At 75.6% G+C, this 13,994-nt stretch carries 11 protein-coding genes; 5 read left to right on the top strand and 6 right to left on the bottom strand.

Annotation, left to right across the window (positions count from 1 at the left end; translation table 11 throughout):
• The first annotated feature begins 42 nt into the window (after positions 1 to 42).
• Together ABRQ22_RS09400 and ABRQ22_RS09395 are read left to right on the top strand one after the other, a co-directional pair.
• The gene (locus ABRQ22_RS09400; RefSeq protein WP_253049293.1) at positions 43 to 2,388 is read left to right on the top strand and encodes a bifunctional (p)ppGpp synthetase/guanosine-3',5'-bis(diphosphate) 3'-pyrophosphohydrolase; all 2,346 of its coding nucleotides are present in this window, start codon (positions 43 to 45) and stop codon (positions 2,386 to 2,388) included.
• A 94-nt stretch (positions 2,389 to 2,482) separates the two neighbouring features.
• On the top strand, positions 2,483 to 3,589 hold the full coding sequence (locus ABRQ22_RS09395) for an ATP-dependent DNA ligase (protein ID WP_353709339.1): 1,107 nt from the start codon (positions 2,483 to 2,485) through the stop codon (positions 3,587 to 3,589).
• A gap of 41 nt (positions 3,590 to 3,630) precedes the next feature.
• On the opposite strand, the gene ligD is transcribed toward ABRQ22_RS09395, so the two are convergent.
• From ligD to ABRQ22_RS09375, 4 genes are all read right to left on the bottom strand, one after another.
• Positions 3,631 to 4,707: a non-homologous end-joining DNA ligase gene (gene ligD / locus ABRQ22_RS09390; protein WP_353709338.1), complete on the bottom strand. Its 1,077-nt coding sequence runs from the start codon at positions 4,705 to 4,707 to the stop codon at positions 3,631 to 3,633.
• A gap of 10 nt (positions 4,708 to 4,717) precedes the next feature.
• Positions 4,718 to 5,350: a hypothetical protein gene (locus ABRQ22_RS09385; protein ID WP_353709337.1), complete on the bottom strand. Its 633-nt coding sequence runs from the start codon at positions 5,348 to 5,350 to the stop codon at positions 4,718 to 4,720.
• A gap of 100 nt (positions 5,351 to 5,450) precedes the next feature.
• A complete protein-coding gene (locus ABRQ22_RS09380; protein WP_353709336.1) occupies positions 5,451 to 7,364 on the bottom strand; it encodes a DUF349 domain-containing protein in 1,914 nt (637 codons plus the stop codon).
• Positions 7,361 to 8,119, bottom strand: a complete 759-nt coding sequence (locus tag ABRQ22_RS09375; RefSeq protein ID WP_353709335.1) for a peptidylprolyl isomerase — start codon at positions 8,117 to 8,119, stop codon at positions 7,361 to 7,363. The genes ABRQ22_RS09380 and ABRQ22_RS09375 overlap by 4 nt, the downstream gene beginning before the upstream one ends.
• 210 nt (positions 8,120 to 8,329) lie before the next feature.
• Here ABRQ22_RS09375 and ABRQ22_RS09370 point away from each other — a divergent pair, with 210 nt between their 5' ends.
• The 3 genes from ABRQ22_RS09370 (at position 8,330) to ABRQ22_RS09360 (ending at position 11,320) form a co-directional block, all read left to right on the top strand.
• Complete coding sequence (locus ABRQ22_RS09370; protein WP_353709334.1) at positions 8,330 to 9,139, top strand: MBL fold metallo-hydrolase; 810 nt, start codon at positions 8,330 to 8,332, stop codon at positions 9,137 to 9,139.
• Positions 9,140 to 9,212: 73 nt separating this feature from the next.
• Positions 9,213 to 10,607 carry a histidine--tRNA ligase gene (hisS, locus tag ABRQ22_RS09365; protein ID WP_353709333.1) on the top strand — a complete coding sequence of 465 codons (1,395 nt, stop codon included), beginning with the start codon at positions 9,213 to 9,215 and terminating at the stop codon, positions 10,605 to 10,607.
• A 44-nt stretch (positions 10,608 to 10,651) separates the two neighbouring features.
• Entirely contained in the window at positions 10,652 to 11,320 is a 669-nt protein-coding gene (locus ABRQ22_RS09360; protein WP_353709332.1) for a M23 family metallopeptidase, read from the top strand.
• A gap of 69 nt (positions 11,321 to 11,389) precedes the next feature.
• On the opposite strand, the gene ABRQ22_RS09355 is transcribed toward ABRQ22_RS09360, so the two are convergent.
• Together ABRQ22_RS09355 and ABRQ22_RS09350 are read right to left on the bottom strand one after the other, a co-directional pair.
• A complete protein-coding gene (locus ABRQ22_RS09355; RefSeq protein WP_353709331.1) occupies positions 11,390 to 12,178 on the bottom strand; it encodes an energy-coupling factor transporter transmembrane component T in 789 nt (262 codons plus the stop codon).
• The gene (locus ABRQ22_RS09350; protein ID WP_353709330.1) at positions 12,175 to 13,989 is read right to left on the bottom strand and encodes an ATP-binding cassette domain-containing protein; all 1,815 of its coding nucleotides are present in this window, start codon (positions 13,987 to 13,989) and stop codon (positions 12,175 to 12,177) included. Before ABRQ22_RS09350 ends, ABRQ22_RS09355 begins: the two co-directional genes overlap by 4 nt.
• Between the last annotated feature and the right edge of the window lie 5 nt (positions 13,990 to 13,994).

Raw genomic sequence — 13,994 nt, 5'->3', positions numbered from 1 at the left:
GACACGGTGTCGGCGATCGCCGGCCTGCGGAAGGAGGCGCGCATGAGCGAGAACACCCGGACGTCGCGCGCCCCGGAGAAGGCGGGCGCGCAGCCCGCTCCCGGCGCGGGCGGTTCCGGCGGTCGCGGGGTGCGGTCGCGCCTCGTCCGCTTCGGTGCCCGACCGAACGCGGGCAGCCCCGCGCTCGAGCCCGTGCTCCAGGCCGTCCGCACCAACCACCCCCGGACCGACCTCACGGTCATCGAGCGCGCCTACGAGACCGCGGAGCGTGCGCACCGGGGTCAGCTGCGCAAGAGCGGCGACCCGTACATCACGCACCCGGTCGCCGTCGCGACGATCCTCGCCGAGCTCGGCTTCGACGGGTCGACGCTCGCCGCCGCGCTGCTGCACGACACGGTCGAGGACACCGACTACTCGCTCGCGCAGCTCACCGAGGAGTACGGCGAGGAGATCGCCATGCTCGTCGACGGCGTGACCAAGCTCGACAAGGTGACGTACGGGGACGCCGCGCAGGCCGAGACGGTGCGCAAGATGGTCGTCGCCATGGCGCGCGATATCCGCGTGCTCGTCATCAAGCTCGCCGACCGCCTGCACAACGCGCGCACCTGGAAGTACGTGTCGTCGTCGTCGGCGGGCCGCAAGGCGCGCGAGACGCTCGAGATCTACGCGCCGCTCGCGCACCGGCTCGGCATGAACACGATCAAGTGGGAGCTCGAGGACCTGTCCTTCCAGGCCCTGTACCCCAAGGTCTACGACGAGATCGTGCACCTCGTGGCGGAGCGGGCGCCGGCGCGCGAGGAGTACCTGGCCGTCGTACGGGAGCAGGTCACGGCGGACCTGCGCAGCGCGAAGATCAAGGCGACGGTCACCGGCCGGCCCAAGCACTACTACTCGATCTACCAGAAGATGATCGTGCGCGGGCACGACTTCGCGGAGATCTACGACCTCGTCGGTGCGCGCGTCCTCGTGGACAGCGTCCGGGACTGCTACGCGGCGCTCGGCGCGCTGCACGCGCGGTGGAACCCCGTGCCCGGGCGGTTCAAGGACTACATCGCGATGCCGAAGTTCAACATGTACCAGTCGCTGCACACGACGGTCATCGGCCCCGGCGGCAAGCCGGTCGAGATCCAGATCCGCACGCACGAGATGCACCGGCGCGCGGAGTACGGCGTCGCGGCGCACTGGAAGTACAAGGAGACCGCCAAGTCGGGCGGGAAGACCGCGAAGGACGACACCGCCGCGAACGACATGCGGTGGCTGCGCCAGCTCGTCGACTGGCAGCGCGAGACGGCGGACCCCGCGGAGTTCCTCGACTCGCTGCGGTTCGAGATCGGCGGCGCCGAGGTCTACGTCTTCACGCCCAAGGGCGACGTCATGGCGCTGCCCGCCGGCTCGACCCCGGTCGACTTCGCGTACGCGGTGCACACCGAGGTCGGGCACCGGACCATGGGCGCGCGCGTCAACGGGCGCCTCGTGCCGCTCGACTCGACGCTCGAGAACGGCGACTCGGTCGACGTCCTCACCTCGAAGTCGGAGAACGCGGGCCCGAGCCGGGACTGGCTCGCGTTCGTCAAGAGCCCCCGCGCGCGCAACAAGATCCGCCAGTGGTTCTCCAAGGAGCGCCGCGAGGAGGCCGTCGAGCACGGCAAGGACGCGATCGCCAAGGCGATGCGCAAGCAGAACCTGCCGATCCAGCGCCTGCTGTCGCACGAGTCGCTCGTCGCGCTCGCCAACGAGCTCCGCTTCGCCGACGTCACGGCGCTGTACGCCGCGATCGGCGAGGGGCAGGTGTCGGCGGCGAACGTCGTCTCCAAGCTGGTCCAGGCGATGGGCGGCGAGGAGGGCACGGTCGAGGACGTCGCGGAGACCGCGCGCCCCGGGCACACCGCGCGCCGCGTGCGGACCGGCGACCCGGGAGTCATGGTCAAGGGCGTCGACGACATCTGGGTCAAGCTCGCCAAGTGCTGCACCCCCGTCCCGGGCGACGAGATCATCGGGTTCATCACGCGCGGCCAGGGCGTGAGCGTGCACCGCGCGGACTGCGGGAACGTCGTCGGGCTGCGCAACCAGCCGGAGCGCATCGTGGACGTCTCGTGGACCACCGGCAGCAACGCGATGTTCCTGGTCCAGATCCAGGTCGAGGCGCTCGACCGGGCGCGCCTGCTCTCCGACGTCACGCGCGTCCTGTCCGACAACCACGTGAACATCCTCTCGGCCACCGTGTCGACCTCGAACGACCGCGTCGCGATGTCGCGCTTCGTCTTCGAGATGGCCGAGCCGGCGCACCTCGCGCAGGTGCTCAGCGCGGTCCGCAAGGTCGACGGCGTGTTCGACGTCTACCGCATCACCGGGACGAAGGCCGCCGAGGCGACGCAGCTCCCGGCCTGACCCGGCGCCGCCCGCCCGCGCAGCGCGGCATCCCGGAGCGGCGCCCCGGCCGCGTCGTCGTGCCGCGCCGCGCGCCCGGTGGCAGCATCGGCACATGGACCTGCCCGTGATGCCTCCCGTGCTGCCCATGCTCGCGAAGTCCGTGCCGGCGGTGCCCGAGCCCGACGCGGTCGAGGGCGGGTACGTGTACGAGCCGAAGTGGGACGGGTTCCGCGCGATCGTGTACCGCGACGGCGACGAGGTACGGCTCGACAGCCGCAACGCGCGACCGATGGAGCGCTACTTCCCGGAGGTCGTCGAGGCGGTGCTTGCGGCGCTCCCGGCGCGCTGCGTGGTCGACGGCGAGATCGTCGTCGCGCGCGGCGGTCGCCTCGAGTTCGAGGTGCTGCAGCAGCGCATCCACCCGGCGGCGTCCCGCGTGCGCCTCCTCGCCGAACAGACGCCGGCCGCGCTCGTCGTCTTCGACGTGCTGGCCCTCGGCGACGACGACCTGACGGGTCAGCCGCTCGCGCGCCGCCACGAGGTGCTGGACTCCCTCGGCCTCGACGGCCCGGACGTGCACGCCACCCCGCGGACCCGCGACGTCGCGGTGGCGCGCGACTGGTTCGACACGTTCGAGGGGGCGGGCCTGGACGGCGTGGTCGCCAAGCCGCTCGACGGGACGTACCAGCCGAACAAGCGCGCGATGCTCAAGATCAAGCACGGGCGCGAGGCGGACGTCGTGCTCGCCGGGTACCGGCTGCACAAGACGTCGACGCCCGCGAAGCCGCTGCTCGGGTCGCTGCTGCTCGGCCTGTACGACGACGCCGGCCAGCTCCAGTTCGTGGGCGTCGCCGCGTCGTTCCCGGCGGCGCGCCGGGCGGCGCTCGTCGCCGAGCTCGCGCCGCTCGTCGTCGAGCCGGGCACGCCGGAAGCCGACGCGCACCCCTGGTCCGGCTGGGAGAACCCCGCGGGCGAGCGGATGCCCGGCGCGGTGTCGCGGTGGAGCTCCGGCAAGGACCTGTCGTTCACGCCGCTGCGCGTCGAGCGCGTCCTCGAGGTCGCGTACGACCACATGGAGGGCACACGGTTCCGGCACACGGCCCAGTTCCGGCGCTGGCGCGACGACCGCGACCCGTCGTCGTGCACGTACGACCAGCTCGAGGAGCCGGTCAGCTACGACCTCACCGACATCCTGCCAGGCGCTCCCGGCGTCGACTGACGGGTGGGTCGTGCCGCGGCCGGGCGTCGGGACGCTCGGGGCTAGGCGCGGGGCCGGTCGCGATCCTTGCTCGGTTGGACGCGCTTGGGCTCGCCCGGCATCTTCGGGTACTCCGGGGGATAGGGGAGGTCGCCGAGCCCGTGCTCGGCCTCGTCCCTCCGGGACAGCTCGAGCGCTGCCTCGAGCGACGCCCCCGCGTCGTCCCGGTCGGCGCGCAGCGGCGTGAAGAGGTCGCCTACCTCGGCGAAGCGCGCGGGCATCGACAGCACGTCGAAGTCGTCCGGGTGGACGTCGCCGAGCTCCTCCCAGCGCAGCGGCGCCGAGACGGTCGCGCGCTGGTTGGAGCGGATCGAGTACGCCGAGGCGATGGTGCGGTCGCGCGCCATCTGGTTGTAGTCGACGAAGATCTTGGCGCCGCGCTCCTCCTTCCACCACTTGGTGGTGACCTGGTCGGGGAGGCGACGCTCGAGCTCGCGCCCGATCGCGATCGTCGCGCGCCGCGCGGCGACGAAGTCCCACTCGGGCGCGATCGGCACGAAGACGTGGATGCCGCGGCCGCCGGACGTCTTCGGGTAGCCGGGCAGGCCCAGCTCGTCGAGCAGCTCGCGCAGGTGCGGCGCGACGCGCACGGCGTCGTCGAAGTCGGTCCCGGGCTGGGGGTCGAGGTCGATGCGGAGCTGGTCCACGGCCTCGACGTCCTCGCCCCGCACGGGCCACGGGTGGAAGGTCAGGGTCCCCAGGTTCGCGGCCCAGGCGACGACGGCCAGCTCGGTCGGGCACACCTCGTCGGCGGTCCGCCCGCTCGGGAAGGCGATGCGGGCGGTGCGCACGTAGTCCGGCGCGCCCTTGGGGACGCGCTTCTGGTAGAACGCGTCGCCGGTGTTGTCGGTGCGCGTGCTCATCCGTGCACCCTCGAACACGCCCTTGGGCCAGCGTTCGAGCGTCGTCGGACGGTCGACCAGGGCGCCGAGGATCCCGTCCCCGACGCTGAGGAAGTACTGCACGACGTCGAGCTTGGTCACCCCGCGGGCAGGGAAGACGACGCGGTCCGGGCTCGTGACGCGCACGGTCCGGCCGCGGACGTCGAGCTCGACGGGAGGGGTCGTGGCTGCGGCCATGCCGACCAACCTAGACCGGGTCCTCCTCCCCGGCGAGCAGGAGCGCGAGGGTGCGCCGTGCCTGCGGCCGTCCGGCCCACCGGTGGCGCAGCTCGAGCGACCGGGTCGCGACCCGCGGCTCCAGCCCGCACACGTCGCGTAGCCGGCGGAGGGTCGTGAGCGCCTCGGCGGGCTCGCAGCGCGTGGCGACGTCCAGGGCGGTCCGCACGACCGACGTCACCAGCACCCCCGCGACCAGGGTGCGGTCGTCGCGCAGCACGTGGGACTGGCGCGGAGCGCGTCCCGCGAGCGGCGCGGGACGGTGCCGACCGGGCGGGTACACGACGTCGAGCACGCGCGGCGCGGTCGACCCGCACAGCACCCAGGCCGCGGCGCTCCCGGCGAGGACGGTCCCCGGCGGGACGAGGTCGCGGACGGCGAGCGCGCGGAGGGTCGGCGTGTCCGGCACCCGCGCGGGCGCGCCGACCTCGCCCCAGAGGCGGCGGAGCGCGCCGGACCGCACGAGGTCCTGGAAGGCCGCGCGCCCCCCGACGTCGGCCGGGACGACCAGGAGCCCCACATCCGTGGTGCGGGGCGCGAGGAGGCGCGCCAGGGTCGCGGCGGCTCCGGCAGCGGGTGCGGCGGTGGGAGGGGCGGGAGGCATGCGCACACCGTGCACCATCGGCCCGGGCACGCGGAAGGGGCCGGCGCTCGCCTGTGGACGAGTGCCGGCCCCTCCGGACCGAGAGCAGAAGGACGGCGCGTCAGCCGCGCGAGTCCTCCGCCGCGCGCACGACCTGCTCGAGCCAGGCGCGGCGCGCGGTCAGCGCGGTCTCGAGATCCTTGACCGCGCGGGCGTCGCCACGGGACTGCGCGGCCGCGAGGTCCGCCTCGAGGCCCTCGATCGCCGCCTCCAGCTGCGCCGCGGCACCCTCGGCGCGCGCACGCGTCTCGGGGTTGGTCCGCGTCCACTGCGCCTGCTCGGCGTCGCGGACGGCGTTCTCGACGGCGCGCAGGCGACCCTCGACGCGCTGCAGGTCGCCGCGGGGCACGCGGCCGGCCTCCTCCCACCGCTCCTGGAGGTCGCGCAGCGCGGCCTTCGCCGCCCCGAGGTCCTTGACCGGGACGAGCTTCTCCGCCTCGGTCAGGAGCGCCTCCTTGACCTCGAGGTTGGCGGCGTACTCCGCGTCCGTGGCCGAGTTCACCGCGTCGCGGGCCTGGAAGAACGTGTCCTGCGCGGCGCGGAACCGGGCCCACAGCGCGTCGTCGTCCTTGCGGCTCGCACGTCCCGCGGCCTTCCAGCGCGCCATGAGGTCGCGGTACGCGCCGGCGGTCGGGCCCCAGTCGGTGCTCGACGAGAGCGCCTCGGCCTCGGCGACCAGCTTCTCCTTGGCGGCCTTGGCGGAGGCGTTGCGCTGCTCGAGCTCGGCGAAGTAGTGCCGGCGCTCCCGGTCGAACGCGGTCCGCGCGTGGCTGAACCGCTTCCAGAGGGCCTCCTCGCTCGCCCGGTCGATGCGCGGGCCGGAGCGCTGCGCCTCCTTCCAGCGGTCGAGCAGGCCGCGCAGCTCCTCGCCGGCGGGACGCCACTGCATGCGGCTCGGGTCGGTCGCGGCGATCTTCTCGGCCGCCTCGATGATCTCGGTCCGCGCCTCGAGGGCCGCGGCCTTCGCGGCGGCCCGCTCCGCCTCGAGCTGGCCGCGGCGCTCGGCCGCGGCACCGCGCAGCGACTCGACCTGCGCGCGCAGGCCGTCGAGGTCGCCGACGGCGGACGGCTCGGCGGTCTCCTCCGTCAGGCGGGCGATCGTCTGGTCGATCTCCTTGACCGACAGGTCCGTGCTCGTCAGCCGCGCCTCGAAGAGCGCGACCTTCGCCTGGAGGTCGAGGTAGCGCCGCACGTACAGCGCGAGCGCCTCGTCGGTGTCGACGCCGGGGAACTGACCCACGGAACGCTCGCCGGCGCTCTCGCGGACGTAGACGGTGCCGTCCTCGTCGACTCGGCCGAACTCGGCCGCGGCCTTCGCCGCCGCGGAGTCGTCGGCGAGCGCCGGGACGGCGGGCACCTCGGGCACGGCGGCCGGCGCGGCCGGGGCGCCCCCGGCCGCGGGAGCGGGCTTGCGCGGCGGGCGGGGTACGGCCGAGGGCTTGGGGCGCGGGCCCGGCCGCGGGGCGGCGGGCTTCGCCGCAGCCGGAGCCTCGGCGGAAGGCGCGGTCTCGGTCTCGGCCTCGGCGGGTGCCGGGTCCTCGGCTGTCTCGGCGTCCTGCGCGACGGTGGTCGACGCGTCGCCGGGCTCGGTCTCGACGGCGGCCTCGTCCGTCGGCTCGGCGCCGGCGGCGGTCTCGGCGACGGCCGGCGCGGTCTCCTCGCCGCTCGGCGCGGAACCCGGCGCGTCGGCTGCCTCCGAGGCAGCGTCCGGCCGCTGCTCGGTGACGACAGGCTCCTCGGCGGGTTGCTCGGTCGTCGGCGCCTCGGCGGGCTCCTCGGCCGCGGGCTGCTCGGCCGCGGGGACCGGGGTCTCGGTCGTCGAGACCTCGCTCGCGTCGGCGCTCCCGGCGGAAGCGTCGGTGACGGCCGCGGAATCCGTCGTCTCCACGTCTGTCGCGTCGACCCGTCCGGTCTCGCTCGCCTCCGCGGGCTCCGGTGCCGGTGCGCTCGCCTGGTCCTTGGCGGGATCGCTCACTGGGTCTCAACTCCTTCGATGGTGACCGGGGTGGCGGGGGACCCGTCGCCGGATCCGTCCTGCGTCCCCGCGTCAGCGACTGCCTGGACGACGTCCAGGCCGGACGTGATGGTGCCGAACACCGTGTAACCACCCGCCGCGTCGGACGGGATGGTCGAGTCCTCGTAGACGAGGAAGAACTGGGAGCCCATCGACTCGGCGTTGCCGCCCTGGCGCGCCATGGCGACGGTCCCCGCGGGGTACACGTCGTCGGACGGAGGGTTCTCGATGGGGCCGAACGAGTAGCCCGGGCCGCCGGTTCCGGTGCCGGTCGGGTCGCCGCACTGGAGCACGTAGATGCCGGACGTGGTGAGGCGGTGGCACGTCGTGCCGTCGAAGTACCCGGACTCGGCGAGGGACACGAAGCTCGCGACGGCCTGCGGCGCGTCCGCTCCGTCGAGGGTGAGGGTGATGTCGCCCGCGCTCGTGGTGAGCGTCGACGTCCAGTCGCGCCCCTCGGCGGCGGAGGCCGGGGGCAGGGTGTGCTCGCCGGACGCCGACGGAGCGGTCGCGTCGCCGTCGCCGCCGGCGTCGGTGCCGGGTGCCTGGGTGGCGGACAGCGCCCACCACACGGCGACGCCGATCACGACGAGCGCCGCGACGACGCCGACGATCGACCAGGTCCGCTGGCGCTTCGCGCGGAGCTGGGCCACGTGGCGGTCCCACTTCTCCTCACGACGGCGCGCCTGCTCGCGCTCGCGACTCTTCGTCGACACCCCAGCTCCTTCGTCCGGCGCCGTCGTGGCGCGCACGGTCGACCCCGGTGCGGCCGCGGTCGGTACGGGACAGTCTAGGCACCGAGCGCCCTGGTGGCGGGTGGATTTGCCGCGCGCAGGTCACGGTCCGGTATCGACCGCTCCGGCCCCGCCCGGGCGCGAGCCCGTCGCCGGAGACCGGGCGAGGCGGCGCGGGCTACCCTCGGGCGCGTGGACCGACCCCGTGGCAACCCGCCCACGCCCCCGTCCGACGCCCCCTCCGACGAGCCCGGTGCCGAGCCCCGCGACGTGCCCGCCGTGACGGTGCGCGTCGTCGTGGCGCCCGTCTTCGGGACGAACTGCACGGTGCTGAGCGCCCCGGGCGGCGACTGCGTCGTGGTCGACGCCGGCGCGGGGGTGGTGGACGCGGTCGTCGCCCTGGTCGAGTCCGCGGGGCTCGTCCCGCGCGCCGTGCTCGCGACGCACGGGCACGTGGACCACACGTGGGACGCCGCGGCGCTCGCGGACCGGTTCGACGTGCCCGTCGTCCTGCACGCGGCCGACGCCTACCGGCTCGCCGACCCGTTCGGCAGCCTCGAGCACGGCTCGCCCACCGGCGACCGGGGCGCGCGCTCGCTCGTCTCCGGTCCGCTCGGCGCGGCCCTCGCCGCGGCCGGGGCCCGGCCGGAGGACTACCGCGAGCCGACCCGCGTGGAGACGTTCGACGTCGCGGCGGGTGAGGAGCGGGTGCTGCGCTGGGGCGACCTCGTGCTGCGCGCCGTCGGGGCCCCCGGGCACACCGAAGGGTCGACCCTCTACCTCGTGGGCGAGCCCGGGACGGGGATCGTGCTCAGCGGCGACGTGCTCTTCGCGGGCTCGGTCGGCCGCACGGACCTGCCCGGCGGGGACGGCGCGACGATGGCCCGCACGCTGCGCGACGTCGTCGGGCGCCTCGACCCCGCGTGGGACGTGCTGCCGGGCCACGGGCCCGCGACCGCGGTCGCGCGCGAGCTCGCGACCAACCCGTTCCTCGCGGCCTGACGTGCGCGGGCCGGCCCGTCCGTCGGCCGGGACGATGCGGACGACCGTGCCAGCGTCTGGGAAGATCTGACCCATGGCCAGGCCCACACCCCTCTCCGGTTTCCCCGAATGGCTCCCCGACGGTCGGATCGTCGAGCAGCACGTCCTCGACACCCTGCGCCGCGTGTTCGAGCTGCACGGGTTCGGGGGGATCGAGACGCGCGCGGTCGAGCCGCTCGACCAGCTCCTGCGCAAGGGCGAGACGTCCAAGGAGGTCTACGTCCTGCGGCGCCTGCAGGAGGAGGCCGGCGACGCCGACGACACCCGCCGGGACAAGGGCGACAAGCAGCTCGGCCTGCACTTCGACCTCACGGTCCCCTTCGCGCGCTACGTGCTGGAGAACGCCGGGCACCTCGCCTTCCCGTTCAAGCGCTACCAGATCCAGAAGGTGTGGCGCGGCGAGCGCCCCCAGGACGGACGCTTCCGCGAGTTCACCCAGGCCGACATCGACGTCGTCGGCGCGGGCGAGCTGCCGTACCACTACGAGGTCGAGCTGCCGCTCGTCATGGCGGAGGCGCTCGGCGCGCTGCGCGACATCGGCGTGCCCGAGGTCCGCGTCCTGGTCAACAACCGCCGGGTCGCCGAGGGCTTCTACCGCGGTCTCGGGATCGACGCCGTGGACGAGGTCCTGCGCCAGATCGACAAGCTCGACAAGATCGGGCCGGAGAAGGTCGCGGGGCTCCTCGTCGCCGAGGCGGGCACCACCCCGGAGCAGGCCGAGGCGTGCCTCGCGCTCGCGGCGATCAGCGGGAGCGACACGGGCGTCGTCGACCGCGTGCGGGCGCTCGCGGCCGAGCACGGCGTGGTGAGCGATCTGCTCGAGACGGGTCTCGGCGAGCTCGGCGCGCTGGTCGAGGCGGCGAGCGTGCGCGCCCCGGGCGTCGTCGTCGCCGACCTCAAGATCGCGCGCGGGCTCGACTACTACACGGGCTCGGTCTACGAGACCGTGCTCGTCGGGCACGAGCAGCTCGGGTCCATCTGCTCGGGCGGCCGGTACGACACGCTCGCGTCCGACGGCGCGAACACCTACCCCGGGGTCGGCCTGTCGATCGGCGTGTCCCGCCTCGTGTCGCGCCTGCTCTCGGCGGGCCTGGTCCGGGCGACGCGCTCCGTGCCGAGCGCCGTCGTCGTCGCGGTGACGAGCGAGGAGACGCGCGGCGCGTCCGACGCCATCGCGACCGCGCTGCGGTCGCGGGGCGTCCCGGTCGAGGTCGCGCCCGCCGCCGCCAAGTTCGGCAAGCAGATCCGCTACGCCGACCGGCGCGGGATCCCGTTCGTCTGGTTCCCGGGGCGCGCCGAGGAGGACGGGACGCGCTCGCCCGACCAGGTCAAGGACATCCGCTCGGGCGAGCAGGTGGACGCCGACGCCGCGACGTGGGCGCCGCCCGCCGAGGACCTGCACCCGCGGGTGGTGCCGGCGGGCGGCTGACGGACCGACCGGACGGCGTGCGGGGCGAGGGGAGGCGCGACGACGTGGCGGACGCGGTCGAGCTCGCCCTGCCGTTCGCGGGCACGTGGCTCGTGCAGAACAGCCCGGCGCGGCGCGTCCCGAGCCACGGGACGCACCTGTTCGCCACGACCTACGCGATCGACTTCGTCGCGGTCCGCGGCCGCCGCACCGCGGACGTGCGCGACTGGCGCACCGCGCTCGGCACCGAGCCGCCTGAACGGTTCCTCGGCTTCGGCCTGCCCGTCCTCGCGCCCGGCACGGGCACGGTCGTCGCGGCGCACGACGGCGAGCGCGACCACGAGGCCCGGCGCTCGCCGCTCGCGCTGCTCGGGTACGCGCTCACGCAGGCGTCCCGGGCGCGTGCCGGCGGCGCGGCGCTCGCGGGCAACCACGTGGTGCTCGCGCTCGACGTCCCGGGCGTGTTCGTGGTCCTGGCCCACCTGCGTCGCGGGTCGGTCGAGGTGCGCCCCGGGCAGCGGGTGGGGCCGGGCGACGTGGTGGGTCGGTGCGGGAACTCGGGGAACTCGACGCAGCCGCACGTGCACGTGCAGGCCATGGACGGGCCCGACGCGCACGTCGCGCGCGGCGTGCCGCTCGCGTTCCGCTCCTATCGCGAGCACGGGCGTGACGGCGGCGTCCGTGCGGTCGCGCTCGGGGTCCCGGGCGAGGGGACGGTCGTCGAGCCCGCGTGAGGCTGCTCGCCCGTTGGCCGGTCGATCGGTCGGCCGGGTTCGCCCGGGAGCGTCGGCGGCGGTGTCGCCTCAGGCAGTGAGCGCGCCGATCCCGGTCACCCACCCCCCGAGGACGCCCGCCGCGACCACCGCGCCGGCGACGGCCAGGACGGCGCCTGCCGCGACGACGTCGGGCACGCCGAGCGGGACGGGCCGTGAGGACGTCCGGGGTCCGGAACCCAGCCCGCGCGACTCGAGCGCGACCGTGAGCCGCTCGGACCGGCGCACCGCGCCGACGAGGAGCGCGAAGGCGGCCGCACCGAGCGACCGCGGCGACCGAGGGAGCGTGCCCCGGCGCCGCCGGGGGTCGCGGACCGCCTGGGCGCAGCGGATCGTGTGCCACGCGTCGGGGAGCTCGACGAGGAGCCGGTGCGCGGCGAGCACCGCGAACGTCCAGGTCGCGGGCAGGCGCGCGTGCTGGTGCAGGCTCGTCATGAGGCGGACGGGGTCGGTCGTGAGGACGAGCGCGAGGGACAGCGCGCCGACGAGCAGGGTGCGCAGCGCGAGCGCCGCGCCGATCGTCAGCCCGTCCGCGCCGACGGTGAGCGGACCCAGCGGGACGGCGTCGCCCCCGGGCCGGGTGGCGACGTTGACGACCAGGAGGCTCGTCGCGAACACCGCGAACGGGACGTGGGCGAGCGCGAGGGTCCGCACGGGGACGCGTCCGAGCGTCAGCAGCGCGGTGACGGTGAGCACCCAGCCGATCGTCGGGGTCACCGGGTCGGTGACGAGGAGTGCGGCCGTCGAGACGACGAGCACCGTCGCGAGCTTGACCGTCGGGTTCCAGCGTTCGAGCGCGGTCGGGCGGGGGCCGGTCACGGGGCGACCTCCGCGGCGACCGCGGCCGTGGGCGCGAGTCTCGCCGTCCCGGGATCGGCGCCCGGCACGACGTCGTGCCGGGCGTCGAACGCCGCGTCGAGCGCGCGGACGAGCGCCCCCGGGTCGACGCCGCGACCGCGGCCTACGCGCGCCCACCAGTCGAGCAGCGGGGGTCGGCGCAGGCCCGCCAGCGCGCACAGCGCGTCGTCGGCGAGGACCGCCGACGGCTCCGCGACCGTGGCGAGCGTGCCGTCCACGACCACGGCGACCTGGTCGGCGAGCGCCGCGACGAGCGAGAGGTCGTGCGAGACGACGACCACGGCGCCGCCCGCGTCGGCGCGCCCCCGCAGCACGTGGGCGACCGTGGCGGCCTGGGCCCGGTCCAGCCCGAACGTGGGCTCGTCGGCGAGGAGGACCGGCGGGTCCAGGACGGTCGCGGTCGCCAGGGACAGGCGCCGCTGCTCGCCGCCCGAGAGCCGGTACGGGTTCGCGTCGGCGAGGTGCGCGAGCCCGAACGCGGCGAGGGTCCGGGCCACGCGCGCCTTGACGTCGTCGACGCGGGCGAGCCGGGCCGACCAGGCGACCTCCTCGCGCACCGTGCGGGCGACGAGCTGGTGCTCGGGGTCCTGGAACACCATCGCGACGGGCTCGCCCGTCGCGGTCGCCACCTCGCCCGTGGTGCGCTCGAGCCCGGCCAGGCCGCGCAGGAGCGTTGACTTGCCGCCCCCGTTGGGACCGACGACGGCGAGCACCTCGCCCGCGCGGACGTCCAGGTCCACACCGCGCACGACGGCCGGGTCGTCGCTCCGGGACCGCCCGGCGCGGAGTCCGCTGCGGCGGACGGAGAGACCGCGCGCCCGGAGCGCGACCGGTCGCGCCGTGCCGGACGGGGGCCGGTCCGTGGTCGTCGAGCGCGACGGCGAGGACCGCACGAGGTCGACCAGCCAGTCGTCCGTCTCGGGGGAGCCGAGCGCCCCGGGCGCGCCCGCCTGCTCGAGGCGGACGGCGAGGGGTAGCCAGCACCCCAGCCCGGAGAGGTCGTGCGCGTGCTCGCGCAGGACGCGGTCGGTGGGGCCGTGCGCGACGACCCTGCCGTCGCGCCCGAGGACCAGGGTCGCGTCCGGCAGCGCGCCCAGGTCGTCCAGGCGGTGCTCGACGAGCACGACCGAGCGGTGCCGCGGCGCGGCGTCGTCGCCGCCGTCGGGTCCGGGGCGGCGCGCGAGGCCGGCGACGAGGGCCCCGACGTCGTGGGCGGCGGCGGGGTCCAGCAGCGCGGTGGGCTCGTCGAGGACGAGGAGCTCCGGCTCGGCGACGAGCGCCGCGGCGACCGCGACGCGCTGCGCCTCGCCGCCCGACAGCGCGTGGGTCGCGCGGTCGTGCAGGTGCGCGGCGCCGACGGCGGCGAGCGCCGCGGTCGCGCGGGCGTCCGTGGTGCGGGGGTCGGCGCCACGGTTCTCGAGCGCGAACCGCAGCTCCTCGTCCACGCGCGCCAGGCAGAGCTGGTCGCCGGGCCGCTGCTGGACGAGGCCCACGCGGGCGGCGAGCACGGGCGGTGGCACCTCGCGCGGGTCGGCGCCGGTCACGCGGAGGCCGCCCAGGACGACGCCCGGGAGGGTGTGCGGGACGACACCGACCAGCGCGCGCAGGAGGGTCGACTTCCCGCACCCGGACGGGCCGAGGACCAGCAGGCTCGTCCCGGCCGGGACGGTGACGTCGACGCCGTCGAGCACCCGGGTGCCATGGTGCCCGAGGTGCACGGTCACGTCGGCGGCGGTGACAGCGTCGCGCGCGTGCGCGGTCACGTCAGCCACGTGCG

The sequence above is a fragment of the Cellulosimicrobium sp. ES-005 genome (genome assembly GCF_040448685.1).
GTDB lineage: Bacteria > Actinomycetota > Actinomycetes > Actinomycetales > Cellulomonadaceae > Cellulosimicrobium > Cellulosimicrobium cellulans_G.
This window is presented reverse-complemented; position numbering and strand designations above follow the sequence as displayed.

What these genes read in the sequence shown, in the direction of transcription:
- ABRQ22_RS09400 (WP_253049293.1), top strand. Translation starts at nt 43, where the DNA reads ATGAGCGAGAACACCCGGACGTCGCGCGCCCCGGAGAAGGCGGGCGCG.
- ABRQ22_RS09395 (WP_353709339.1), top strand. Translation starts at nt 2,483, where the DNA reads ATGGACCTGCCCGTGATGCCTCCCGTGCTGCCCATGCTCGCGAAGTCC.
- ligD (WP_353709338.1), bottom strand. Translation starts at nt 4,707, where the DNA reads ATGGCCGCAGCCACGACCCCTCCCGTCGAGCTCGACGTCCGCGGCCGG.
- ABRQ22_RS09385 (WP_353709337.1), bottom strand. Translation starts at nt 5,350, where the DNA reads ATGCCTCCCGCCCCTCCCACCGCCGCACCCGCTGCCGGAGCCGCCGCG.
- hisS (WP_353709333.1), top strand. Translation starts at nt 9,213, where the DNA reads ATGGCCAGGCCCACACCCCTCTCCGGTTTCCCCGAATGGCTCCCCGAC.